Origin of the sequence: Pseudomonas sp. NY15435, assembly GCF_048068295.1 — a bacterium.
Lineage (GTDB): Bacteria > Pseudomonadota > Gammaproteobacteria > Pseudomonadales > Pseudomonadaceae > Pseudomonas.
Genome location: NZ_JBLUQA010000003.1, coordinates 365,528 through 389,736 on the forward strand (window position 1 = coordinate 365,528; position 24,209 = coordinate 389,736).

The 24,209-nt window shown below is 65.2% G+C and carries 25 protein-coding genes; 11 read left to right on the top strand and 14 right to left on the bottom strand.

Features of this window, described 5'->3' with window-relative positions:
• Nucleotides 1-76 precede the first annotated feature (76 nt).
• On the top strand, nt 77-2,137 hold the full coding sequence (locus ACNFH5_RS08895; RefSeq protein WP_416745246.1) for a S9 family peptidase: 2,061 nt from the start codon (nt 77-79) through the stop codon (nt 2,135-2,137).
• 175 nt (nt 2,138-2,312) lie between these two features.
• Nucleotides 2,313-2,741: a CPCC family cysteine-rich protein gene (locus tag ACNFH5_RS08900; RefSeq protein ID WP_416745247.1), complete on the top strand. Its 429-nt coding sequence runs from the start codon at nt 2,313-2,315 to the stop codon at nt 2,739-2,741.
• Between the two features lie 7 nt (nt 2,742-2,748).
• Here ACNFH5_RS08900 and ACNFH5_RS08905 read toward each other — a convergent pair whose 3' ends face one another.
• Both ACNFH5_RS08905 and ACNFH5_RS08910 read right to left on the bottom strand, forming a co-directional pair.
• Nucleotides 2,749-3,378 carry a LysE family translocator gene (locus ACNFH5_RS08905; RefSeq protein ID WP_416745248.1) on the bottom strand — a complete coding sequence of 210 codons (630 nt, stop codon included), beginning with the start codon at nt 3,376-3,378 and terminating at the stop codon, nt 2,749-2,751.
• 60 nt (nt 3,379-3,438) lie between these two features.
• Nucleotides 3,439-3,888: a YcgN family cysteine cluster protein gene (locus ACNFH5_RS08910; protein ID WP_081520308.1), complete on the bottom strand. Its 450-nt coding sequence runs from the start codon at nt 3,886-3,888 to the stop codon at nt 3,439-3,441.
• A gap of 247 nt (nt 3,889-4,135) precedes the next feature.
• Here ACNFH5_RS08910 and ACNFH5_RS08915 point away from each other — a divergent pair, with 247 nt between their 5' ends.
• Nucleotides 4,136-4,729 (top strand): nitroreductase family protein, encoded by a 594-nt coding sequence (locus ACNFH5_RS08915; RefSeq protein WP_054907202.1) that lies wholly within the window; start codon nt 4,136-4,138, stop codon nt 4,727-4,729.
• A gap of 147 nt (nt 4,730-4,876) precedes the next feature.
• Here ACNFH5_RS08915 and ACNFH5_RS08920 read toward each other — a convergent pair whose 3' ends face one another.
• The 3 genes from ACNFH5_RS08920 to rnd form a co-directional block, all read right to left on the bottom strand.
• Entirely contained in the window at nt 4,877-5,809 is a 933-nt protein-coding gene (locus ACNFH5_RS08920; protein ID WP_416745249.1) for a D-2-hydroxyacid dehydrogenase, read from the bottom strand.
• 250 nt (nt 5,810-6,059) lie between these two features.
• The gene (locus tag ACNFH5_RS08925; protein WP_416745250.1) at nt 6,060-6,353 is read right to left on the bottom strand and encodes a YcgL domain-containing protein; all 294 of its coding nucleotides are present in this window, start codon (nt 6,351-6,353) and stop codon (nt 6,060-6,062) included.
• Nucleotides 6,354-6,403: 50 nt separating this feature from the next.
• Nucleotides 6,404-7,543, bottom strand: coding sequence for a ribonuclease D (gene rnd / locus ACNFH5_RS08930; RefSeq protein WP_416745251.1), 1,140 nt, complete (start codon nt 7,541-7,543; stop codon nt 6,404-6,406).
• 134 nt (nt 7,544-7,677) lie between these two features.
• Here rnd and ACNFH5_RS08935 point away from each other — a divergent pair, with 134 nt between their 5' ends.
• The gene (locus ACNFH5_RS08935) at nt 7,678-8,739 is read left to right on the top strand and encodes an SMP-30/gluconolactonase/LRE family protein (RefSeq protein WP_416745252.1); all 1,062 of its coding nucleotides are present in this window, start codon (nt 7,678-7,680) and stop codon (nt 8,737-8,739) included.
• A 4-nt stretch (nt 8,740-8,743) separates the two neighbouring features.
• Here the strand turns inward: ACNFH5_RS08935 and ACNFH5_RS08940 are convergent, their stop codons facing one another.
• Entirely contained in the window at nt 8,744-9,538 is a 795-nt protein-coding gene (locus ACNFH5_RS08940) for a lysophospholipid acyltransferase family protein (protein WP_416745253.1), read from the bottom strand.
• Nucleotides 9,539-9,617: 79 nt separating this feature from the next.
• Here ACNFH5_RS08940 and ACNFH5_RS08945 point away from each other — a divergent pair, with 79 nt between their 5' ends.
• The 4 genes from ACNFH5_RS08945 to ACNFH5_RS08960 all read left to right on the top strand — a co-directional run bounded on the left by ACNFH5_RS08945 (nt 9,618) and on the right by ACNFH5_RS08960 (nt 13,366).
• Nucleotides 9,618-10,472: a sulfurtransferase gene (locus ACNFH5_RS08945; RefSeq protein WP_416745254.1), complete on the top strand. Its 855-nt coding sequence runs from the start codon at nt 9,618-9,620 to the stop codon at nt 10,470-10,472.
• A gap of 115 nt (nt 10,473-10,587) precedes the next feature.
• On the top strand, nt 10,588-11,241 hold the full coding sequence (locus tag ACNFH5_RS08950; RefSeq protein WP_416745255.1) for a tetratricopeptide repeat protein: 654 nt from the start codon (nt 10,588-10,590) through the stop codon (nt 11,239-11,241).
• A 182-nt stretch (nt 11,242-11,423) separates the two neighbouring features.
• Nucleotides 11,424-11,903 (top strand): hypothetical protein, encoded by a 480-nt coding sequence (locus ACNFH5_RS08955; RefSeq protein WP_416745256.1) that lies wholly within the window; start codon nt 11,424-11,426, stop codon nt 11,901-11,903.
• Nucleotides 11,904-12,088: 185 nt separating this feature from the next.
• Nucleotides 12,089-13,366 carry an outer membrane protein transport protein gene (locus ACNFH5_RS08960; RefSeq protein ID WP_416745257.1) on the top strand — a complete coding sequence of 426 codons (1,278 nt, stop codon included), beginning with the start codon at nt 12,089-12,091 and terminating at the stop codon, nt 13,364-13,366.
• A gap of 154 nt (nt 13,367-13,520) precedes the next feature.
• Here ACNFH5_RS08960 and ACNFH5_RS08965 read toward each other — a convergent pair whose 3' ends face one another.
• Nucleotides 13,521-14,090, bottom strand: a complete 570-nt coding sequence (locus ACNFH5_RS08965; protein ID WP_416745258.1) for a MarR family winged helix-turn-helix transcriptional regulator — start codon at nt 14,088-14,090, stop codon at nt 13,521-13,523.
• A 114-nt stretch (nt 14,091-14,204) separates the two neighbouring features.
• Here ACNFH5_RS08965 and ACNFH5_RS08970 point away from each other — a divergent pair, with 114 nt between their 5' ends.
• A complete protein-coding gene (locus ACNFH5_RS08970) occupies nt 14,205-14,429 on the top strand; it encodes a glutaredoxin family protein (RefSeq protein WP_416745259.1) in 225 nt (74 codons plus the stop codon).
• A gap of 10 nt (nt 14,430-14,439) precedes the next feature.
• A complete protein-coding gene (locus tag ACNFH5_RS08975) occupies nt 14,440-14,721 on the top strand; it encodes a Rho-binding antiterminator (protein ID WP_416745260.1) in 282 nt (93 codons plus the stop codon).
• Nucleotides 14,722-14,736: 15 nt separating this feature from the next.
• Here the strand turns inward: ACNFH5_RS08975 and ACNFH5_RS08980 are convergent, their stop codons facing one another.
• Nucleotides 14,737-15,276: a DUF2058 domain-containing protein gene (locus ACNFH5_RS08980; protein WP_054908697.1), complete on the bottom strand. Its 540-nt coding sequence runs from the start codon at nt 15,274-15,276 to the stop codon at nt 14,737-14,739.
• Between the two features lie 161 nt (nt 15,277-15,437).
• Between ACNFH5_RS08980 and ACNFH5_RS08985 the strand changes: the two genes are divergently transcribed.
• On the top strand, nt 15,438-16,370 hold the full coding sequence (locus ACNFH5_RS08985) for an aspartyl/asparaginyl beta-hydroxylase domain-containing protein (RefSeq protein ID WP_416745261.1): 933 nt from the start codon (nt 15,438-15,440) through the stop codon (nt 16,368-16,370).
• Nucleotides 16,371-16,523: 153 nt separating this feature from the next.
• On the opposite strand, the gene mazG is transcribed toward ACNFH5_RS08985, so the two are convergent.
• The 6 genes from mazG to ACNFH5_RS09015 form a co-directional block, all read right to left on the bottom strand.
• Entirely contained in the window at nt 16,524-17,357 is an 834-nt protein-coding gene (mazG, locus tag ACNFH5_RS08990; RefSeq protein WP_416745262.1) for a nucleoside triphosphate pyrophosphohydrolase, read from the bottom strand.
• Complete coding sequence (relA, locus tag ACNFH5_RS08995) at nt 17,350-19,608, bottom strand: GTP diphosphokinase (RefSeq protein WP_416745263.1); 2,259 nt, start codon at nt 19,606-19,608, stop codon at nt 17,350-17,352. The genes mazG and relA overlap by 8 nt, the downstream gene beginning before the upstream one ends.
• Before the next feature lie 89 nt (nt 19,609-19,697).
• Nucleotides 19,698-21,068, bottom strand: a complete 1,371-nt coding sequence (gene rlmD / locus ACNFH5_RS09000; RefSeq protein ID WP_416745264.1) for a 23S rRNA (uracil(1939)-C(5))-methyltransferase RlmD — start codon at nt 21,066-21,068, stop codon at nt 19,698-19,700.
• Nucleotide 21,069: 1 nt separating this feature from the next.
• On the bottom strand, nt 21,070-21,969 hold the full coding sequence (gene cysM / locus ACNFH5_RS09005; protein WP_416745265.1) for a cysteine synthase CysM: 900 nt from the start codon (nt 21,967-21,969) through the stop codon (nt 21,070-21,072).
• 112 nt (nt 21,970-22,081) lie between these two features.
• Nucleotides 22,082-23,428 carry a histidine kinase sensor domain-containing protein gene (locus ACNFH5_RS09010; protein ID WP_416745266.1) on the bottom strand — a complete coding sequence of 449 codons (1,347 nt, stop codon included), beginning with the start codon at nt 23,426-23,428 and terminating at the stop codon, nt 22,082-22,084.
• A gap of 1 nt (nt 23,429) precedes the next feature.
• Nucleotides 23,430-24,140: a response regulator transcription factor gene (locus ACNFH5_RS09015; protein ID WP_416745267.1), complete on the bottom strand. Its 711-nt coding sequence runs from the start codon at nt 24,138-24,140 to the stop codon at nt 23,430-23,432.
• Nucleotides 24,141-24,209 lie beyond the last annotated feature (69 nt).

The following is a 24,209-nucleotide window of genomic DNA, read 5'->3' on the forward strand; positions in this document are numbered from 1 at the left end:
GAGGGGTGCGTATGATAGCTGCTTTTCCCCATGGGTGCGCAGCCGAGCGTCATCCACGCCGCCCCGAGGAGCCGCCATGACAGACCGTCAGCCCCCCATCGCCCGCCGCGAAGCCGCCGCCGATCCGTATGCCTGGCTGGAAAATCGCGACGCAGAGGACGTCCTCGACTACCTGAAAGCAGAAAATGCCTACCTGGAAGATCGACTTCTGCCTCAGACGCAATTGCGCGAAACCCTGTTCCAGGAGATCAAGGGCCGCATCCGCGAAACCGACCTGTCGCTGCCCACGCCCTGGGGACCCTGGCTCTACTACCAGCGCACCACCGCCGGCGACGAGTACCCGCGGCACTATCGCAGCCCTCGCCCCGCCGATGGTTCGCTGACCGTCGAGGAGAGCGCCGAAGAGCTGCTGCTGGACCCGAACGAGCTGGCTGGTGACAGCTTCCTGTCGGTCGGTGCATTCAGCATCAGCCCGGATCATTCGAAGCTGGCCTACAGCCTGGATACCAGCGGCGACGAGATCTACACCCTGTACGTGAAGGAACTGTCTGACGGCAGCATCACCACCCTGCCCTTCGACGACTGCGACGGCAGCCTGACCTGGGCCAACGACAACCGCACCCTGTTCTTCGGCGAACTGGACGATACCCACCGCCCGCACAAGCTGTATCGCCACCGCCTGGGCGAAAGCGGCGCGCAGCTGATTTTCGAAGAGCCTGACGGACGCTTCTTCCTCAACTGCTACCGCGCCAGTTCCGAGCGCCAATTGATCCTGCTGCTCAACAGCAAGACCACCAGCGAAGCCTGGGTGCTGGACGCCAATACGCCGGAAGGCGAATTCGTCTGCCTGGCGTCGCGCGAGGAGGGCCACGAGTACTATCCCGACCACGGCCGCCATGGCGGCGACTGGGCCTGGCTGATCCGCAGCAACCAGACCGGCATCAACTTCGCGCTGTACCAGGCCAGTGAAGTGCAACCCACCCGCGCCCACTGGCAGGAACTGGTGGCACACCGCGACGACGTGATGCTCGAAGGCCTCACCCTCAACGCCAGCGCCCTGACCCTGAGTCTGCGCGAAGGCGGCCTGCCCATCGTCGAGGTCCACCCGCACGGCCAGCGGGCACACCGCGTCGACCTGCCGGACGCTGCCTACAACCTCTACGTGCAGGACAGCCTGGAGTTCGACAGCCCGGTCATCCGCCTGCGCTACGAGGCGCTCAACCGCCCGGCACAGATCCGCCAGCTGGACCTCGCCAGCGGCGAACAGAAGGTTCTCAAGCAAACTCCGGTGGAAGGCCCGTTCGACGCAGACGCCTACGACAGCCGCCGCCTCTGGGCCGAAGCCGCCGATGGCGTGCAGGTGCCGATCAGCCTGGTCGGCCGCCGCGATGTGCTGGAAGACATCGCCCGCGGCAAGCCCGCCCCGCTCTATCTCTACGGCTATGGCGCCTATGGCGAAAGCCTCGACCCCTGGTTCTCCCACGCCCGCCTGAGTCTGCTGGAGCGCGGCTTCGTCTTCGCCATTGCCCATGTTCGCGGCGGCGGCGAGCTGGGCGAAGCCTGGTACCGCGCCGGCAAGCTGGAACACAAGCAGAATACCTTCAGCGACTTCATCGCCTGCGCCGAGCACCTGCTCAACCACGGCTACAGCACCCCGGCGCAACTGGCCATCAGTGGCGGCAGCGCCGGCGGCCTGCTGATCGGCGCGGTGCTCAACCAGCGTCCGCAGCTGTTCGCCGCCGCCATCGCCGAAGTGCCCTTCGTCGACGTGCTCAACAGCATGCTCAACCCTGACCTGCCGCTGACCGTCACCGAATACGACGAGTGGGGCAACCCGCAGGAGCCCGAGGTCTACGCGCGGATCAAGGCGTACGCACCCTACGAGAACGTCAGCGCCCAGGACTATCCCGCCCTGCTGGTGGTGGCCGGCTACAACGACAGCCGCGTGCAGTACTGGGAAGCCGCCAAGTGGGTCGCCAAGCTGCGCGTCAGCAAGACCGACGACCGCCTGCTGCTGCTCAAGACCGACCTGGGAGCCGGCCACGGCGGCATGAGTGGCCGCTATCAGGGCCTGAAGGATGTGGCGCTGGAATACGCCTTCCTGTTCAAGGTGCTGGGCATCGAAGGCAACGCCTGATGCTCTATACCTGTCCCTGCTGCGGCTATTTCAGTTTCGGCGACCCTCCGGGGTCGTCAGGGTCGGCTGGCGTTTCGACATGAGTCGCGCTGCCGCGCCAAATCACGCCAGGCTAGGCGAGGGACGACGACAATGGCATTCCCTTGTCTAGTCCCGCAACGACGCATGGCGTGATTTGGCGCGCAGCCCGAAGGGACGGGCCGCATTTTGCGCAGCGCCGCGTTACTCGTCGTTCATTTGGAATACCAAATCTCTCTCCTCGCGCCTTGCCCTGCGCAAAATGCGGCTCCGTCGCGGCCATGTCGAAACGCCAGCCGACCCTGTCATCTGCGAGATCTGCTTCTGGGAAGACGATCACCTGCAGCTCTGCTTTCCCGACGCGCGCGGCGGCGCAAACGCCGTCAGCCTGATCGAAGCGCAGGTCAACTTCGTGCAATGGGGTGCCTGCGAACGGCGCTTACGCGCGAAAGTGCGACCGGCAACCATTGACGACGAGAAGGACGAGCGCTGGTTCCCGCTGTGGGAGAAACGCGTGGAACTGCCGGACAACGAGGCGCCGCTGACCGGCGAGGAAGCTTGCTACTGGCTGCGCACGCCGGCCTGAACGCCCGTCAGCGTCGGCTGCTGACGGCCAGGCCGAGGCCCATGGCAACGATCAGCCCACCCGAGGCAGTCTGCTGCCAGCGCCGCCAGGTCGGGTTGCTGCCCACGCGGTTGCCGACGCGCCCGGCAACCACCGAAACCACCGCGTTCACCAGGCAGCCGCCGAGGTTGAACAGCAAGCCGAGGCAGAGAATCTGCAGCACGAAGTTCGGGCTGCCAGCAGGCACGAACTGCGGCAGGAAGGCGAGGAAGAACAGCGCCACCTTGGGGTTGAACACGTTGACCAGCATGCCCTGCAAGAACACCCGGCCCAACCGCGCGGGCTCAAGCCTGGTGTGCTGCTGCTCGCGCCAGGCGCCACGGATCAACTGCACACCGAGCCAGATCAGGTAAAGCGCGCCCAGCCACTTGAGCACGCCGAAGGCCACACTGGACATCATCAACAACGCCGACAGCCCGAAGGCCGCCGCCAGCATGTGCACCACGCAACCAGCGCCGATCCCGAGCGTCGACATCAGACCAGCCGCCGTACCCTGGGCGGCCGAACGCGAGGCGACGTAGAGCATGTCCGGGCCGGGCGTGAGGTTGAGCGCGAGGGTGGCGATGAAGAACAGGCTGAGGCTTTCGAGACTGGGCATGGCGCGGCTCCGGGGCGGAAGACGCGCAGCATGCCATGGGCGACCTGAGCGGCGGAAGGATCAGCCGGCGCGGAAGATCAGGTGCTCTTCCCAGTCGTCTTCGGGCACCGAGCCTTCGGCGAGCATGCGCCCCGACTGGGAGATTCGCTCATGGTGCACCGCGTCCGGATCACCGCAGACCAGGTGGTGCCACAGCGGCAGGTCCTTGCCTTCGGATACCAGGCGATAGCCGCAGGTCGGCGGAAGCCACTGGAACTCGTCGGCCTGGGCCGGAGTGAGCTGAATGCAGTCGGGCACGCTGGCACGGCGATTGGCGTAGTCGGTGCAGCGGCAGGTCTTCAGGTCCAGCAGCTTGCAGGCGATACGCGTGTAGTAGACGGTGCCGTCGTCTTCGTCCTCCAGCTTCTGCAGGCAGCACAGGCCGCAGCCGTCGCACAGCGACTCCCACTCTTCCTGATCGAGCTGGTCGAGGGTTTTGCGTTTCCAGAAGGGTTCGACTTTGGCGGCCATTTTTTGTACAGGGGCAATTTCACGGGGCGCAAAGTCTAAGCCCCACGAGCAGCAAGGCCAAGTGCAGGCGACCATTGACCGCGCAATGCTTGCCAGAGCGGGCCGCGCTGGTTAGTTTGATCGCCCCACGGGCCCGGTCCGCCTGCCTTCTACCAGTGCCGCGAGACCCGCCAGCCGCCCGCCCCCACCGCGATGCCCGGCCGACCACGGCACCATCGGCAGATTCCAAGCCCTTCAAGGAGCCATCATGAGCGCCAACCCTCGCGTTTCCGAGCACCCCATCGACCCGCAGTTCATCAATCGCTGGTCGCCCCGCGCCTTCAACGGCGAAGCCATTCCCCAGGAGACCCTGCTGAGCTTCATCGAGGCCGCGCGCTGGGCGCCGTCCTCCTTCAACTCGCAGCCCTGGCGTTTCCTCTTCGCCCTGCGCGACACGCCGAACTGGCAGCGTTACCTGAACCTGCTGGGCGAGTTCAACCGCGGCTGGGCGCAGCATGCGTCGGCGCTGGTCGTCGTGCTGTCCAAGACCACCTTCGCCCCGCCCGGCTCCAGCGAGGAGAAACCGGCCCTGTGGCATAGCTTCGACACCGGCTCCGCCTGGGGCTTCCTCGCCCTGCAGGCGAGCCTGGCCGGCTGGCACACCCACGGCATGGCCGGCTTCGATCGCGAACTGGCGCGCACCGAGCTGAAGGTTCCGGCGGACCATGAGATCCACGCCGTGATCGCCATTGGCAAACTGGGCGACAAGTCGATCCTCTCCGAAAGCCTGCAGGCTCGCGAAGTGCCCAATGCGCGCCGCCCACTGGCGGAGATCGTGGCCGAGGGCGATTTCTCGCTCTGATGCTACCTGTAGGAACGAGGGGGACGCCTAGTCCTTGCTCGCGAACCCGCAAGGCACGCTGCCCATCGGTTCGCGAGCAAGCTCGCTCCTGCGAAAAGCCAAAAGAAAAGGCCCCGAATGGGGCCTTTTTCATGGGTGCGACGGCGATTAGTAACCGCGGGAGAAATCCACCTCGCCACGCATGGCCTGTCCCGCCCAGAAGCGGGTCAGGTTATCGCGGAACAGGTCGATCAACAGGCTCGGCAGCGTCGGTGCAGCCGTATGCCCGGTCAGCAACAGGCGCGGTGTGTGCCAGAACGGGTGCGACGTCGGCAGTGGCTCCTGGCGACAGACATCGATCACCGCACCGGCCAACTGGTTGCCTTCCAGCGCCGCGACCAGGTCTTCGTCCACGACCGATGTGCCGCGCCCGGCATTGAGGAACAGCGCGGTGGGCTTCATCCGATGGAACAGCGCGAGGTTATAGATATCGGCGGTTTCCGGCGTATCGGGCAGCAGGTTGATCACGTAGTCGGCGGTCTCGGCCAGGCGCGGCAGGTCATCCAGCCCACCCATGCGACCGAAGGGCACCAGAGCGCGCGGGTTCTTCGCCACGCCGACCAGTTCCACGCCGAAGGGCGCCAGCATGTGCGCCACAGCCTGGCCGATCTCGCCGGTGCCGACAATGAGGATCTGCCGGCCACTCAGGCTGCCCGGCACACGGTCGTCCCACTGCACGCCGACCTGGCTGGCCAGGCGGCCGAGGAACTGCCGTTCATGGGCGAGCATGTAGGTGAGCAGGTATTCGGTCATGACCTGGCCGAAGATGCCGACGGCGCGGGTCAGGGCATAGTCCTTGGGCAGGTCGTCGGCCAGTAGCGGGGTGATGCCCGCCCAGCTCGACTGAATCCACACCGGATGCACGCCCCGGCGCAGCAGTTGCGCCGCCAAAGTCGGCTCGCCGAGCCACACCGGGCATTCTGCAGCCGCTTCCAGCAGGTTCTCCGGGTTATTGCCGGAGATCACCGTCAATCGGGGTTCGGCCGCCATCAGCAGGGCGGCGTAGAGGGCGTGTTCGCGATCGAGTACGAGCAGGCGCATGGTCAGGCCTTTCGCTTCGAACGGTGGAGCATTTCCGGCTGGCGCATCTGGACTCGCTTCAAGGGAGCTTCCCTGGGGTAAACCGTGGTCAGTTCTAGGGAAGTCAGGCGGCTATAGACACAGCCAGAGACCAAGCGTTCCGCTCCGTTGAACCCTATTTCTCCGCGCATAATGCGCTCAAGCCGCGAACTTGCACAGTGCCAGCACTGGGCAAATACGCGGCCTGAGCGGAGTGACGAGCCAGTCGCGATCAGACCGGGTCGTTTCTGCGCAGCAACTCCTCGGGCAGGTGTTCGATGTACTCGTCTTCGGCCGGCGGCATCTGCAGGTGGAAACCTTGTTTCTCGATGTTTTCCAGCACGACATTGATATCTTCGCGAGCCAACTGACGCTCGGGGCTCAGGACCAGGTCGAAGGTGTGCCTGGGCGCGCCGAAGGCCGCGAGCAGCGCCTCGGGTACACGGCTGAGGGCTTCGCGCTTGTCGACGTACAGGTACATCTCGTTCTTGCGCGGACTTTTGTAGATGGAGCAGATGCGTTTCATGTCGGTGCTTTCCGCGTAATTGAGTGGGCCGCGTTATGCAGTGGGCCGCGTTATTCGGGAGCCTGGGCAGCCAGGCTGTCCAGCAGGGCCTGCCCCATCAGCTCGCGGCGCCAGCCTTGCAGCGAATCGGGCAGTTGGTAGGGGCCGTTGGGCCAGCCAGTCTTGAGCAGGGCCTCGAGAATCTTCTTGCGCAGCATCAGCTCGGGCGCCATCTCCAGGCGCTCGGCTTCCTTCTGGCCGACTTCGCGCAGCTTCTTCAGGACCGGGGTGATTTCGCGCGGCAATGGCTCGGGCAGGGTTTGCGGCCAGACCGCCTCGGGCAGCTTCGCCGCATGGGCCATCAGTGCGATCAGGGTGTCGCCGTCCTGCCGCACGGTGCGCGGGTGCATGTCGTCAATGCGCGCCAGCGCGACCTTGTCGCTGGGCTGAAAGCGCGCCAGCGGCCACAGGGTGTGCTCGCGCAGTACATGGTTGCGCGGCTTGTTGCGCAACCGCGCCTGCTCCTCGCGCCACACGCACAGCTCGCGCAGCACCGCCAGTTGCTGGCGACCCAGCTTCCACGCGAGCTTGACGTCGAGGTAGGCCTGCTGCGGGTCACTCACGCGGCTCTGGTTGAGGGTCAGGTCGGTGCCGTCGGCCAGCAGCCACTGCAGCTTCTCATCGCTCAGGCGCGGCGCAAGCTTCACGTAGACCTCGGCCAAGTGCTGCACGTCTTCGGCGGCGTAGCGCACCTGCATGTCGGTCAGCGGCCGCTGCAGCCAGTCGGAGCGGGTCTCGTCCTTGGGCAGGTCGAGACCGAGGATTTCCAGCACCAGCTTGGAGTAGCCCATGGAATGAGGCATGCCCAGGTAGGCGGCGGCAAGCTGGGTATCGAACAGCGGCTGCGGCAGGCTGCCGGTCAGGCGCTGGAAGACTTCCAGGTCCTCGCCGCAGGCATGGAAAACCTTGACCACCAGCGGCGACTCCAACAGTGCGGCAAAAGGCGACCAGTCGCGGATCAGCAGCGGGTCGATCAGCCACACGCCGCTGCCGTCGCCCACCTGCACCAGCCCGGCTTCCGGGTAGAAGGTATCGACACGCATGAACTCGGTATCGAGCGCGAGGTATGGCAGTTCTTTCCAGTCCTGGCACTTGCGCTCCAGGGTGGCATCGTCGCGAATCCACTGAATGTCGAGGACGGTCACGAACATCTCCTTCGTTTCGGTGCGCGCATTATATAGAGATGCATGATGTGCGAGCATTCCACTCGGCCATCGGTCTGTGACGACTGCATGGCAACTTCTACGCTTTGCCCCGCCCACAACAACAAGAAGGCAGCTTGCGCATGAAAAAGCTTCTCGGACTGGTTGTCCTGCTGGTGGCCGCCCTGGCGGTCTACCTGGCGCTCACGCCCAGCCCCATCGACCCGCTGGCCTGGACGCCGCCCAAGGCGCCGGCGATGACCGGCGTGATGGAACCCAATGACACACTGATGAAGGCCGAACTCCTCGCCCAGGGCCAGATCGTCGGCCCCGAAGACACCGCCGTAGACAGCCAGGGCCGGGTTTTCGCCGGGCTGGATGACGGGCGCATCGTGCGCATCGGCGCCGACGGCAAGGCCGAAACCTTTGTCGAGACCGGCGGCCGCCCGCTCGGCCTGGCCTTCGACAAGAGCGGCAACCTGATCGTCGCCGACGCCTGGAAGGGACTGCTGGAGATCGATCCGCAGGGCAAGATCCGCGTGCTGACCGATTCAGCGGACGGCGTTCCCTTCGCCTTCACCGACGACCTGGACATCGCCAGCGATGGCCGCATCTATTTCAGCGACGCCTCAAGCCGCTTCCACCAGCCTGACTACATACTCGACCTTCTCGAAGCCCGCCCCCACGGCCGCCTGCTGCGCTACGACCCGGCTACCGGCAAGACCGAAACGCTGCTCAAGGACCTGTACTTCGCCAATGGTGTGGCACTGTCACAGAACGAGGACTTCGTGCTGGTCAACGAGACCTATCGCTACCGCATCACCCGCTACTGGCTCAAGGGCGAGAAGGCCGGGCAGCATGAGGTGTTCATCGACAACCTGCCGGGCCTACCGGACAACCTCGCCAGTGATCGCAGCGGCACCTTCTGGGTCGCGCTGCCCTCGCCGCGAAAGGCCGACGCTGACATGATCCAGCAGATGCCCTGGCTGAAACGCCAGCTCACCAAGCTGCCGCGCGCCGTGCTTCCCAAGCCGGTGCCCTACGGCCTGGTGATCCAGGTGAACGAGAAAGGCGAGATCGTGCGCAGCCTGCATGACACCAGCGGCCAGCACCTGCGCATGGTGACCTCGGCCAAGCCGGTGAACGGCGTGCTCTACCTGGGCAGCCTGGAGAACGACCGCATCGGCCGGCTGCCCATCCATTGACGCTTCAGGCCGGCGCCTGCTCTTTCAGGGCCGGCGCCGGCACCGGCGCGGCGGAAGGCTCCAGCAACTCCAGCATGCGCTCGCGCACCTCGCTCATCAGCGCGTCGATGCCGTGCTCGGTGAACTGGGTGGAATCGATCGGCGCACCGACATGCACTTCCACCGGCATGCCCAGATTCAGCTTCAGGCCGCCGGCCGGCAGCAGTTGCTGGATACCACGAATCGCCACCGGGACGATGATCGCGTCGGTCTGCTGGGCCAGGCGGAAGCAGCCCTTCTTGAACGGCTGCAGCTTGCCGTCCTTGGAGCGCGTGCCCTCGGGCGCGGCCCAGAGCACGATGCCGCTTTCCATCATTTCCCGCGCCTTGGCCAGGTCGGCCATGGCCTGGTGACGGTTGTGCCGGTCAATGGAGGGGAACTCCGCCGCGCGCATGGCCGCGCCCCAAACCGGCACCGCGAACAGCTCCTTCTTCGCCAGCATGCGGATCGACCCGGGCATGCTCACGAAGATCGCTGGAATATCGTAGAAGCTCGAGTGGGTGCAGAGGATCATGTAGCGGCGGCCGTCGCCGAAGTCCGGCACCTCGCCATGGCGGCTCATTCGCGCTCCGGTCAGACGCAGCAGACTGCCCGACCAATCGCGGGTAAAACCGTCGACCTTGCTGCGGCGCAGCCGGCCGATGGCGCCCAGCGCCAGGACCCGGACGCTGTAGCCCAGAGTGATCAGAACGGTCGCCAGCCCCACCAGGGCCACGCGCAGCGGGCCGGCCTTGCGCGGCGCCGATTGCTGGTTGTGCATGTTCGCCAACTCCCACCAACTTTTCATCGTACAAGCCTTATGATGCGTTTCGGCCCCGTCACGACACAGGAATGCGCCCATGACCCAAGCCCGCCTGCTAACTCCCGAGCAACTGGCCGCCCGCCTCGATGACCCGAATCTCGTCCTGCTCGACTGCCGCTTCGCCCTCGAAGACCCGGCCTACGGCGCACGCAGCTACCGGGAGAACCATATCCCCGGCGCGCATTTCGCCGATCTCAACCGGGATCTTTCCTCGCCGGTGATTCCTGGCACCACCGGCCGTCATCCGCTGCCCGATCCGCAGCACCTGCAGGAACACCTGCGCGCCTGGGGCCTGAACGCCGACAGCGAAGTGGTGCTGTACGACGACGGCCCCGGCGCCTTTGCCGCGCGCGCCTGGTGGTTGCTGCTATGGCTGGGCAAGAGCGAGGGCGTTTACCTGCTCGACGGCGGCCTGACCGCCTGGCGCAACGCCGGCCTGCGCCTGACCACCGCCGAAACACCGCTGCGCCTTGGCGACTTCAGGGGCGAGCCGGACAACAGCCTGCTGATCAGCGCCAGCGAACTGGCCGCTAAACTCGGCGAGGCCGAACTGCCGCTGATCGACGCCCGCGGCCTGCCGCGCTTCCGTGGCGAGGTCGAGCCCATCGACCCGGTCGCCGGGCACATCCCCGGCGCCCAGTGCGCCGCCTTCACCGACAACCTCGGCAATGACGGCCGCTTCCTGCGCCCGGAACACCTGCACCAACGCTTCGCCGGCCTGCTGCGCGGACGCCCGGCCGAGGACCTGGTGGCCTACTGCGGTTCCGGCGTCACCGCCTGCCACAACCTGTTCGCCCTGAGCCTGGCGGGCTATCCGCTGGGGCGCCTGTACGCGGGCTCATGGAGCGAGTGGATCACCGATGCCCGGCGCCCGGTGGCCAAGGGCGACTGATCACCCCGCTCCGGCGGAAAAAACGGAAGGCGCTTCACACCGGCGCCCTCCGTTCCTATGGATAGGTGTCAGGGCATCGGTCAGACTCGTGCCCATTCTTCAAAGGAGTGAACACATGCCTTCGCGCATCCGCCAAACCCTTCTGGCCAGCCTGCTGCTGGGCCTGTGCAGCGCAATCCCCGCCCACGCCGCAGAGCTCGAAGCCACCCCCTGCGCCATCCAGGACCAGTGGTCCGATCTTTATGGCGAGGACCTGGTGAAAGCCGCCAAGGCCGGCCACGCCTCCGCCCAGTACACGCTCGGCCTGGAATACGACTCGGGCAGCGACGAGTACGACCAGGACTACGAGAAGGCCGCCTATTGGTACGAAAAGGCCGCGCAGCAGGGCCATGCCTGCGCCCAGTACAACCTCGGCAATGCCTACGACAATGGCGATGGAGTCGAGCAGGACTCGGCCAAGGCGGTGTACTGGTACCAGAAGGCCGTCGACCAGGGTGACAAGGACGCCCAGTTCAACCTGGCGATCATGTACGAGAACGGCACCGGCGTGACCCGCAGCTACAAGAAGGCCTTCGCCCTCTACCTGCTGTCGGCCGAACAGGGTGATGTGGACGCCGAGTTCCAGGTCGCCGAGAGCTACGCCAAGGGTCGTGGCGTGGCAAAGAACCCGGCGCAGGCCCGCGCCTGGTACCAGAAGGCGGCAGACCAGGGCCATGAAGAGGCCGAGGAAAAGCTCTCTGCGATGCCGGAGTTAGCGCCGAGCATCTAATCGCCAGAAGGAATATGAAGGAAAGCCGCGCCGACGAAACAATTTAAAAACAGTCCTTTACATCATCTTCATCGCACTACACTTCAAATCGAGCGGCTAAGTCCGCTTCCGGCGGGGCCGAGGATAATCATCAGAAGCTGCCAAGACGCCCAGCCCCGCCGGTCATTGATGACGAGGATGTCATGGGAATCGCCGCGAACGATCTCTGCCAGTATGTGATCCGCCCTACCCTGCACTACCTGGGGCGTCACAGTGTCGCGGCCGAATCGCTGCTGCTGGGGGCAGCGGCCTGTCAGTCGGCGCTGGGGAGCGCCCTCGATGACAGCCATGGCCACGGGCTGTATCGCATTGGTGAGCAGCGACACCAGACGCTCTGGGACGGATTCCTGGCGCTGGACCCCGAGCTGGCCAGCCGCGTCCGAGGGCTGGCCAGCCAGCATGCCTTCCTCGACGCGCCGCACCTGGAACTCACGGTCAACCTGCGCTACAGCACCGCCATCGCCTGGATGCTGGTGGAAGCGGAACGCCTGCCCCTGCCGCTGACAGATGACCCCATGGAACTGGCCCGCATCTGGCGCCAAGTGTTCCACCCTCACGGACGCCTCCATGACTTCGTCGACGCCTGGCACAGCTACGTCGGAAATTTCAGCCGCGTCGCCTGAACATCACACACCCAAATAGTGACCAACCGGTCAGAAAATATTTACATACAGCGACGAACGGACATCATTCAGATGGAACGCTCGTTTGAGCCCTGAAGCCCAAGGTAGAGCGCCTGCCAACCACTACCCAAGACCCGGGAATCTTGGTAGCTTGCGCGCCGATAAACACAGGAGTTGCTCTTACAATGAAAACAACATGGCTCAAGACCACCCTCGCACTGACCATCAGCGCTGCCTCTGCCCAGGTGCTTGCCAACGGCATCGCCATCAACGAGCAGAGCGCCAGCGGCGCCGGTACCGCCTACGCGGGCCGCGCTTCCTCGGCATTGGACGCCAGCACCATCTACGGCAACCCTGCCGGCATGTCCAAGCTCAAGCGTACTGAAGTCAGCGGCGGTCTGGCCGTTGTCTCTGCCAAGGACGATATCAGCGACGCGAACAGCACTGCCACCGGCTCCAACAAGGGCGATTCCGTTCCGCTGGCCGCCGTTCCGTTCGGCTACTTCGTCACCCCGCTGGATGACAAGGTCAGCGTCGGCCTGGGCATCTACGTGCCGTACGGCATCATCAACGACTACGAAAGCAGCTTCCAGGGCCGTTCCCATGGCTCCTACAGCAAGGTCCAGGTGATCACCGTCCAGCCGACCATCAGCTACAAGTTCAACGACGTGGTGGCAGTCGGCTTCGGTCCGACCATCAACCGCATCGACGGCAAGCTGGAAAACGACCTGGCCACCAAGGGCCTGTTCGGCGCGCCGAATGACACCGAGATCAGCATCAAGGGTGATGACACTGCCGCCGGTTTCAACGTCGGTATCCTGGTCACCCCGACCGAGAGCACTTCGATCGGCGCCACCTACCACTCCAAGGTGAAGTACGAACTCAAGGGCCACACCACCGTGTCCAACTCGCCGGCCGGCCTGTTCGACTCGCGCATGGACGCCAGCCTGGACATCACCCTGCCCGAATCCCTGGACCTGTCGATCACCCAGAAACTGGATGACCGCTGGACCGTCTACGGTGGCACCACCTGGACGCGCTGGAGCCGTCTGAAGTCCATCGAAGTGCAGAACACCGGCGCTCCGATTGCAGCCTTCGACACCATCGGCGAAGACCTGAGCTGGCACGATACCTGGTCCGCGGCCATCGGCACCTCCTATCAGTGGAACGACCAGTGGGTGCTGCGTACCGGCTTCGCCTACGATCCGTCGCCGACCACCAACGAGCACCGTACCGTGCGCATCCCGGTGGGCGATCGCAAGATCTTCACCCTGGGCGCCGGCTACTCGCCCAACGCCGACATGACCATCGACGTGGCATACGCCTACCTGTGGGAATCCACCGCCGGTGTGAACCAGCCCGACGGCCAGGAACTGGCAGGCCTGCAACTGCAGCCGGCCTACAGCGCCAAGTACGACAACAGCGCCCACGGCCTGACCGCGCAGATGACCTATCGCTTCTGATAGCTTCCGCGTCATGAAAAAGCCGGGCTCATGCCCGGCTTTTTCATTTGTGCCTTACCGCATCTTGTAGGAGCGAGCTTGCTCGCGAACAGCGCTCCCGGCGACTTCGGAGTCAATTCAGTTCGCGAGCGAGCTCGCTCCTACAACTATCGACTCAGGCCGCTTCGTCAGGCGCGGCATGCTCGCGGCAGATCAGCTCGCCTTCGCGCGCGTCCAAGCGTTCTCCCGTCAGCCCGCAGAGGGCGCCATCATCCAGCTTCTGATGGAAGCGACAGGTGCGGCACAGGCCAAAGCCCGGCACATTCTCCTGGCGCTGCACGGTCGCCAGCAACTCCCGCAGCAGTTCGACCAGCAACTCGCTGCGCTCCCCCAGCGCCTCCTCGGCGCTGCGCAGGAAGGCCGGCGGCACCAGGGCATCGATCAGCCCCCTGCCCTCCCGTGTCAGTTCCAGATGCACGCTGCGGCGATCCTGGGCGTCCGGACGCTTCTCGATCAGCCCCTTTGCCTCCAGTGCCTTGAGCGACTGCGACACCGTTCCCTTGGTCAGCCCGAGGAAATCCGTCACCCCCAGCGGTGTATTCGAATAGCGGTTGCAGCGCGCCAGGTAGTTCAGCGCACTCAGCTGGATTGGCTGCAGATCGGCCATCAGCGGCTGCTCGCGAGCCCAGGCGCGCATCAGACTGGCGATGCGTTCGAGGTAGTCGTACAGGGTCGTATCGGTCATGGGCTAATCCTCCCGATAGATAGTATCGATCAAAAACCAGTTTGACAGAAGACCTGTTCCGCTCGCAGACTGAAATAGTATCGAATCGATACATAACTAATCAGGAGAACGATCATGAGCAAAGCCGTTTACTACCATGCCGGTTGCCCCGTCTGCGTCGAAGCCGAGCGTGCACTGTTGCCGCTGCTGAATCGAGAGGTTGAAGTGGTGCACCTGGGCGAGCAGTCGCCGCGCGTCGCCGAAGCCGAGGCGGCCGGAGTGCAATCGGTGCCGGCGCTGGTGGTCGATGGGCAGGTGCTGCACCTGAACTTCGGCGCCGCACTGGCCGACCTCAAATAGGGCCGGCGACATGGGCGACTACCAGCCGCTGCAGTGCGATCTCCATGATTACCTGGAGATCGCCTGCCTCTACCGTTACTGGCTGCGTATTGAGTTGCGTGACGGCCTGGCGTTCGACGCCCAGGCCTTCACCACGCACTCGCGGCGAAACATTGACGGATCGCTGGAGGAATTTCTGGAAGTGCGAGTGGACGACGCCAGCCGGGAACTCCGGCTGGACCGTCTGCGCGCCATCACACCGTTGTCGGCGCAGGCGCTGTTCGCAAGAGTGGTGCTGGATGCGGCAGGCTGAACCGCCGCAACGACCTCACCACATGAGGTCGTCGGGCACCACATAATCCTTGTACGGATCGTTCTCGTCCGGCTCGCCGCTGGGCTCGCTGAGGACGATGATGCGACGCTCGTCGCGCTCCTGGATACGCAGCGCGGCATCACGCGGGACAATCTCGTAGCGACCGTCATAGCTGACGATGGCCAGGCTGCCACGGCTGAGCTTGTCGCGGATCAGGTCGTTGACCGCGATGCGCTTGACCTTCTTGTTGTCGACGAAGTTGTAGTAGTCGTCCGACTCTAGCTTCGGCAGGCGCGTGCCCTCGATCAATTGCTTGATCTGCGCGGCCTTGGCCTTCTTCTCGGACTTCTCCTGCTGCTGGCGATTCAGTTCGGCGTCGCGAGCCTGCTTCTCGGCCTGGGCCTGCAGGGCTGCCTGACGCTGACTGTCGTCCTTGGCTACCTGGTTCTTGTGCTCCAGGCGTTGCTGCTTCTGTTTCTGCTTGCCGGCCTGCTTGGCCTGCTTCTCGTTGACCAGCCCGGCTTTCAGCAACTGATCACGCAATGACATGCTCATGAATCAAGGCTCTCCAACAGCCCAATTGATGCCAGACAAATCCCAGACCAACGCATAGGTGCAGCGGGACTGTCCTCAGGGGGTATAATCCTCGGGCCTGTGCCAGCGCAGCGCAAGTGCCTGGCTCGAATTCACTCATCTGGAGCGGACTCGTAACCTCGATGCTGAAGCTCATCGTTCTCGCGATACTGGCCATCTTCCTCGTCGCCATCCTCTACGTGCACCTGCGCGGCAAGGTTCGACTGCCCTTCCTGCGCCAGGTGGTGAACCACTCCGCCTGGTTCGCCCCGTACAATTCGCTGATGTACCTGAACTCCAGCGTGCCGTCCAAGCCCTACCTGGACCGCGAGCGCTTCCCCGAACTCGACAAGCTGCGCGACAACTGGCAGATGATCCGCGAGGAAGCCGAGCAGCTGTTCGACGAGGGCTACATCCGCGATGCCCTGAACAACAACGAAGCCGGCTTCGGCTCCTTCTTCAAGAAGGGCTGGACCCGCTTCTACCTGACCTGGTACGACGGCCCCCTGCCCTCGGCACAGCAGCTGTGCCCCAAGACCGTGGAGCTGGTGAGCAGCATCCCCAACGTCAAGGGCGCGATGTTCACTCGCCTGCCACCGCGCAGCCACCTGAACAAGCACCGCGACCCCTACGGCGGCTCGCTGCGCTACCACCTGGGCCTCGCCACGCCGAACTCCGACGAGTGCCGCATCTTCGTCGACGGCCAGCCTTACGCCTGGCGCGACGGCCAGGACGTGATGTTCGACGAGACCTTCGTTCACTGGGTGAAGAACGAGACGGACGAATCGCGCCTGATCCTCTTCTGTGACATCGAACGTCCGCTCAAGTCGCCGCTGCTGACCCGCGTAAACCGCCGCGTCAGCGCCTTCCTCGGTCGCGCCACGGCGCCGCAGAACGTTGAGGGTGAGCGCGTGGGCGGGATCAACCAGGCCTACTCGGTATTGATTCGCCTCGGTGACGCCGTGGGCAGCAAGGTCAAGGTGTTCAAGCGCGCCTATCCCAAGGCCTACCGCATCGGCCGGCCGGTGCTGGCGGTGGTGCTGCTGGTGCTGATCCTGCGCTGGCTGTTCGGCTGATCGATATTTCTGTAGGAGCGAGCTTGCTCGCGAACAGATTTCCCGGCAGCTACGGCATCAAGGGGTTCGCGAGCAAGCTCGCTCCTGCGAAGAGCAAAAAAAGCCCCGCATTGCGGGGCTTTTTCATGGTCGACGTTTCAGCAAGACAAGAACTTATCCACAGCTGAGCGGGTTCTTCTCGTCACGCTTGGCAGCGCCCCACAGCTCGTCCATCTCTTCCAGATTGCTGTCTTCCAGCGTGCGGCCCTGGTCACGCAAGGCAGTCTCGATGTAACGGAAGCGTCGTTCGAACTTGGCATTCGCGGCGCGCAGGGCGGTCTCCGGGTCGACCTTGAGCTTGCGCGCCAGGTTGACCACCACGAACAGCAGGTCGCCAACTTCCTCTGCCTGGGCTTCGGTGTCGCCGCCGGCCATGGCCTCCAGTACCTCGTCCAGTTCCTCGCGGACCTTGTCCACCACCGGCAACGCGTCGGCCCAGTCAAAGCCGACCTGGGAGGCGCGCTTCTGCAGCTTGGCCGCGCGGCTCAGCGCCGGCAGAGCGTTGGGCACATCGTCCAGCAGGGAGAGCTGCACGGGTTCGGCGGCCTTGGCAGCGCGTTCCTCGGCTTTCAGTTCTTCCCAACGCTGTTTCACCGCCGCTTCCGCCAGCTTCGCCGGGTCGGACTCGCCGTAGAGATCGCCGTCGGGGAACACATGGGGATGGCGGCGGATCAGCTTGCTGGTGATGCCATCAACCACCGCGTCAAACTCGAAGCGCCCCTCCTCCCGCGCCAGCTGCGCGTAGTAGACGACCTGGAAAAGCAGGTCGCCCAGCTCCTCGCGCAGGTGGTCGAAATCACCGCGCTCGATGGCATCGGCGACTTCGTAGGCTTCCTCGAGGGTGTACGGGACGATAGTCGCGTAGCTCTGCTTCAGGTCCCAGGGGCAACCGTGCTGCGGGTCGCGCAGCCGGGCCATGAGGTACAGCAGGTCTTCGAGCTTATGCATCCTTGGCACCCGCGCGGTCGCGCCGCGCCTCGATGATGTTCGGCAACTGCGAGATGCGCGCCAGCAAGCGTCCCAGCGAATCCAGACCGGGGATCTCGATGGTCAGACGCATGATCGCGGTGTTGTCTTCCTTGTCCGAACGGGTATTCACCGCCAGCACGTTGATGCGCTCGTTGAGCAGCATCTGCGAGACGTCGCGCAACAGGCCGGAACGGTCGTAGGCGCGGATGACGATATCCACCGGATAGGTGCTGACCGGCACCGGCCCCCAGCTGACCTGGATGATCCGCTCCGGCTCGCGGCCGGCCAGTTGCAGCGCGGTGGCGCAGTCCTGGCGGTGGATGGTCACGCCGCGGCCGAGGGTGATGTAACCAACGATCGGGTCGCCCGGCAGCGGCTGGCAGCAGCCGGCCATCTGCGTGAGCAGGTTGCCGACGCCCTGGATCTGGATGTCGCCGCGCTTGCCGTGGCCGATCTTGCTCGGCTTGCGCGGGATGAGCTCGAGCTGCTCGGTGCCGCGTTCGGGCTCCACCAGCTGCTGCGCGTAGTTGACCACATGGGCCAGTCGCAGGTCGCCGGCACCCAGGGCGGCGAACAGGTCCTCGCCGGTCTTGTAGTTGGCCTTCTCGGCGAGCTTCTCGAAGTCCACCGGCGGCAGCGCCAGGCGGCCCAGATCACGTTCGAGCATGGCCTTACCGGCGGCAACGTTCTGGTCGCGTGCCTGCAGCTTGAACCAGTGGACGATCTTCGCCCGCGCTCGCGAGGTAGTGACGTAGCCCAGGTTCTGGTTCAGCCAGTCACGGCTCGGGCCGCTCTGCTTGCCGGTGATGATTTCCACCTGCTCGCCAGTCTGCAGGCTGTAGTTCAGCGGCACGATGCGGCCGTTGATCTTGGCGCCACGGCAGTTGTGGCCGACCTCGGTGTGTACCCGGTAGGCGAAGTCCAGCGGCGTGGAACCCTTGGGCAGGTCGATGGCGTGGCCGTCGGGGGTGAAGACGTAGACCCGGTCGGGTTCGATATCCACCCGCAGTTGCTCGGCCAGGCCGCCGATGTCGCCCAGTTCCTCGTGCCACTCGAGCACCTGGCGCAGCCAGGAAATCTTTTCTTCGTAGTGGTTGGAGCTGGCCTTGACGTCGGTGCCCTTGTAGCGCCAGTGGGCGCAGACGCCCAGCTCGGCTTCCTCGTGCATGGCGTGGGTGCGGATCTGCACTTCCAGCACCTTGCCCTCGGGACCGATCACCGCGGTGTGCAGCGAGCGGTAGCCGTTTTCCTTGGGGTTGGCGATGTAGTCGTCGAATTCCTTGGGGATGTGTCGCCACAGGGTATGGACGATGCCCAGCGCGGTGTAGCAGTCGCGCATTTCCGGCACCAGCACGCGCACGGCGCGCACGTCGTAGATCTGGCTGAAGTCCAGACCCTTGCGCTGCATCTTCCGCCAGATGGAATAGATGTGCTTGGCGCGGCCGGACAGGTCTGCCTTGATACCGGTGGCAGCCAGAGCGTCCTTGAGTTGCTGCATCACGGTGGCGATGTACTGCTCGCGGTCCAGCCGGCGCTCATGCAGCAGCTTGGCGATCTGCTTGTACTGGTCGGGCTCGAGGTAGCGGAAGGAAAGGTCTTCCAGCTCCCACTTGATGTGGCCGATGCCCAGGCGGTGGGCCAGCGGCGCGTAGATGTCGAACACCTCGCGGGCGACACGCATGCGCTTTTCTTCGTCGCCGTTCTTCACCGCGCGGATTGCGCAGGTGCGCTCGGCCAGCTTGATCAGCGCGACGCGGACGTCGTCGACCATGGCCACCAGCATCTTGCGCAGGTTCTCGATCTGCGCCTGGGTGCCGAGCACCAGGGATTGTCGCGGGCTGAGGCTGGTGCTGATCGCCGCCATGCGCAGCACGCCTTCGATCAGCTTCGCGACCACAGGGCCGAAGCGCTGCGCCACGTCCTCGAGTTTGACCTTGCCCTCGCGCACGCCACGGTAGACTACCGCGGCGACCAGCGATTCCTGGTCGAGCTTGAGGTCCGCCAGGATTTCGGCGATCTCGAGCCCCGTCTGGAAGCTGGAGGTGCCATCCGCCCAGGAATTGTCAGCCGTGCTGACAGCCCTGTCTTCCACCTCGCGAGCGAACTCGCAGGCTTCCAGCAGGACCTTGCGATCCAGGCCCGGGACCAAGGTCTGGACATGGTCCAGCCAGGCCTCGAGATTGATGCTGCCGTCGGTGTTGACCGGCTGGTGCGCTCTCACCTGTACCATCGTGTCTACCCTTCCCCACGGTGCGCCACAACACACCGCTCACTGCGCCGGCCTTTCTTGCTTGAGCCGGTCGGATTGCGCAGGCCGTCCTAGCCTGCCTCGAACAAAGCCATGGCCTCGACATGAGCCGTCTGCGGGAACATGTCGAGAATGCCGGCGCGCTTCAGACGATAGCCCTGTCGGGCCAGCTCGCCAGCGTCGCGCGCCAGGGTCGCCGGATTGCAGGACACATAGAGTACCCGCTCCGCGCCCAGTGAACGCATCTGCCGCGCCGGCTCGAAGGCTCCGTCACGCGGAGGGTCGAGCAGCACGGCGGTGAAATCCTCCGCCGCCCAGGGGGCGTCGGCAAGCGGTTTTGTCAGGTCAGCCTGATGGAACCGCGTATTGGCCAGGCCGTTGGTCCGGGCATTGGCGGCGGCGCGCTCGACCATGGTCTGCACACCTTCCACGCCCACCACCTCACGCACCTGGCGCGCCAACGGCAGGGCGAAGTTGCCCAGGCCGCAGAACAGGTCCAGCACGCGCTCGTCGCTGCCTGGCTTCAGCCAGTCCAGCGCCTGGGCGACCATCGCCTCGTTCACCGGCTCGTTCACCTGAACGAAGTCGCCGGGGCGGTAGGCCAGGGTCAGATTCCAGGCTTCGAGCCGGAAGCCGAGCTCCCGGTTCCCGCTGTTTTCTGCGCCATCGGAACAAAGCGTCGGTTCGCCGTCACCCTGCAACCACAGCTGCACATCCCGTGCCGAACAGAATTCCAGCAGTCGCGCGCGGTCGCTATCGGACAAAGGTTCGATATGCCGCAGCAGCAGCGCGCTGGAAGTGCCGTGGAACAGCTCGACGTGCCCCAGGGACTGCGGCTTGGCAAAGCCGCGCAGTAGCTCTGGCAGCTCGCGGGCGAGGACTTGCAGCTCAGGCACCAGCACCAGGCAGTCGTCGAAAGCGACGATGGCCTGGCTGGCGGCGGCGCGGAAGCCGACGTCCAGGCGCTTGGCCTTCACGTCCCAGCGCACGGCGAGGCGCGCGCGCCGGCGGTAGCCGAATTCCGGCCCGACCAGCGGTGCTGCCCACTCCTGCGAGACCAGGCCGGAGAAGCGCTCCAACTGCTCTGCCAAGGTACGCTGCTTGAGTGCCAGTTGATCGGCGTGGGACAGGTGCTGCAGGCTGCAGCCGCCACAGGTGCCGGCCACAGGGCACGGCGCGGCGCGGCGGTTGGCAGCAGCGGTGAAGATTCTTTCGCTACGGGCGTCGACGATCTGCGCGCGAGCAGAAAGCACGCGGGCTTCCACCGACTCGCCCGGCAGGGCGTTGTCGACGAACCAGGTGCGCCCGTCGACATGGGCAATACCGCGGCCGTCGTGGGCCAGGCGCTCGATGTTCAGGCGCTGCTTCTTGCCCACCGGTACCGCGGGGCTGCGCGCTCCGCCGCTGGGCTGGAAGCGCAGGCCGGATCTCTGCTTGGCCATGTCAGTTGGCGTCGAACACGCCCGAGGACAGGTAACGGTCGCCACGGTCGCAGATGATTGCCACCAGGGTCGCGTTTTCCAGCTCGCGGGACAGTCGCAGCATGGCCGCTACCGCACCACCGGAGGATACGCCGCAGAAGATGCCCTCTTCGCGGGCCAGGCGGCGCATCACGTCCTCGGCTTCGGTTTGCTGCATGTCGACGACGCGGTCCACGCGGGTGGCGTCGAAGATCTTCGGCAGGTATTCCTGCGGCCAGCGGCGGATGCCGGGGATGGCCGAGCCTTCCATCGGCTGCAGGCCGACGATCTGCACGTTGGGGTTCTGCTCCTTGAGGTAGCGCGATACGCCCATGATTGTGCCGGTGGTGCCCATGGAACTGACGAAATGGGTGATCTCGCCGCCGGTCTGCTGCCAGATTTCCGGGCCGGTGGAATGGTAGTGGGCGATCGGGTTGTCGCCGTTGGCGAACTGGTCGAGCACCTTGCCCTGGCCTTCGCGGGCCATCTGGTCGGCGAGGTCGCGGGCGCCTTCCATGCCCTGCTCCTTGGTCACCAGGATCAGCTCGGCGCCGTAGGCAGTCATGGCGGCTTTGCGCTCGGCGGTGGAGTTGTCGGGCATGATCAGGATCATGCGGTAGCCCTTGATCGCCGCCGCCATCGCCAGGGCGATGCCGGTGTTGCCGGAAGTGGCCTCGATCAGCGTGTCACCAGGCTTGATGTCGCCGCGCAGTTCGGCACGGGTGATCATCGACAGCGCCGGGCGATCCTTCACCGAACCCGCGGGGTTGTTGCCCTCGAGTTTCACCAGCAGGGTGTTGGAGGTTTCCCCGGCCAGGCGCTGCAGGCGCACCAGCGGGGTATTGCCGACGCAATCGGCGATAGTCGGGTACTGCACGATCATGGAGGCACTCGGTTCCGAATCGCAGAGGGGGAAGACCCCCTATGATACCGGCAAACGACGCCTCGCCATACGAAACTTCCTAACAAGCCGTGTTCGGCGTCCGCGGCCCGGCTCAGGCCGCTGCCGCATCCGGCAGGCGCAGGTGCACGCGCAGCCCGGCCTCGGCGCAATCGGCCCAGAGTTCGCCGCCCTGCATGCGCAGCGAGCTGCGGGCGATGCTCAGGCCCAGGCCGAAGCCTTCGCCGGTGCGCGCATCGGAGAGCCGGGTGAACGGCAGGAAGATGCGCTCCAGGTCACTTTCCGCCACACCCGGGCCATCGTCCTCCAGGCAGAGGTGCCAGCCAGCGGACTCGCGCCGACCGCTCAGGCGGATGCGACCGTTTTCCGGGGAATGGCGGATGGCATTGCGCAGCAGGTTTTCCAGCGCCTGGGCAAGACCGTTGAGATGGCCGCGCACACGGCAACCCGCCGGGACCTGATAAAGGAAGCGTTCGGCACTCCAGCCCGCCTCGAAGCGCGCATCGTCCACCAGCAGGTCCCACAGCGAACGCAGGTCGATCTCTTCCAGTTCCAGGCGCGGGCGCTCGGTGTCCAGCCAGGCCAGTTCAAGGGTGTCGGCGACTAGGCGCTGCATCACTTCCACCTCGCGCTCCACGCGCTGGCGCAGTGCGGCTTCGCTGATCGGGCTGTCCCCCGCCACCCGCAGGCGGCTGAGCGGTGTGCGCAGTTCGTGGGACAGGTCGCGCAGCAACTGGCGCTGCAGGCCGACATGGCCGCGCAGGCGCTCGGCCATGTGGTCCAGCGCGCGGCCCAACTCGCCCAGTTCGTCGCGGCGGGCAATCAATTCCGGGCCGGCGACCGAGCCGAGATTATCTGCCTGCAGGGCGTTGGCGTGTTCGCGCAGGCGCTTCAGCGGGCGCACCAGGCGGCGGTAGATCAGCCCGCAGAGCAGCAGCGCGAGTATTCCCGGGACCAGCGCATGGCTGATGGACTGGCGCAGGAAAGTCAGACCGCCGGGCAGGAAGCGCTGCGGCAGTTGCACGACCAAGCGGCCGGCATTCGGCTCGTCGGGGAAGGGAATGCCGATGAACGGGAGATTCACCGAACGCGAGCTTACCGGCCAATCCAGCCCGCGCTGGAACGTCAGGTGCGCCACATCCTCTATCGGCAATGGCCGCGTGCCCAGCGACTGCAGGCGCGCATCGACCACGACCATCCACACCGGCTCGCGCTGCTTCATCTGCGCCAGCCAGGCGTCGACGCCCGCCGGGCCGCCGGCACGCCAGGCCTGCTGGGCCTCGTCGGCGTACCCCGCGAGCACCTGCCGCGCGGCTTCGGAGAGGAAGTAGCTGTCGCGCTCCATCTGCTTGCCCCAGCTCCAGGACAGCCAGATCACCGACAGGCACAGCATCACCAGGGCGACGGCGAGTTTCCAGAACAGCGAGTGGCGACCGGGCATGTCAGTCCTCGGCCTCAGCGAACACGTAGCCCTTGCCCCAGACGGTGTGCAGCTGGTGGCGAACATAGCCGATGGCCTGCAGCTTGCGGCGCAGGTGGCTGACATGCATGTCCAGGCTGCGGTCGTGGGCGGTGAAGGCGCGGTGCAGCACGTGCTGGTAAAGGAAGGGTTTGCTCAGGGTCTCGCCCTGGCTGCCAAGGAAGGTTTCCAGCAGACGGTACTCGGTGCCGGTGAGGCCCGCCCATTGGCCGTCGAGGCCAACGTCGTCCTTCTGCGGGTCCATCTGCAAGCCGGTGGGCGCGCTGGCCAGCGCCTGGCTGCCGCGCTCCAGCGCCACACGGCGCAGCACCGCATCCACACGCACGCTCAGCTCGGCGAGACTGAAAGGCTTGGGCAGATAGTCGTCAGCGCCCTGTGAAAAGCCAGCGATGCGATCCTGCTCAGCGCCCAGGGCGGACATCAGGATAACCGGCACCGCACGCTCGCGGCGCAAGGTGCGGAGGATATCCAGGCCGCCGGTGCCGGGCAGCATGATGTCCATCAGCACCAGGTCGTAGTCGCCGCCGCGCGCCTGGGCCAGGCCCTCGTCGCCGTCCTGGCACCAGGTGACCTCGAAGCCGCGTTCGCTCAAGTGGGAAGACAGGTGGGCGCCCAGGGTCGGGTCGTCCTCGATGGTCAGCAGCCGCAGACCGGAGGAAGCAATGGCATTCATATCAAATAAGAGTGATTAGCAATTGCGTGAAGTATTCACGATTCCACGCGATCTCGGCAAGGCAAAGGG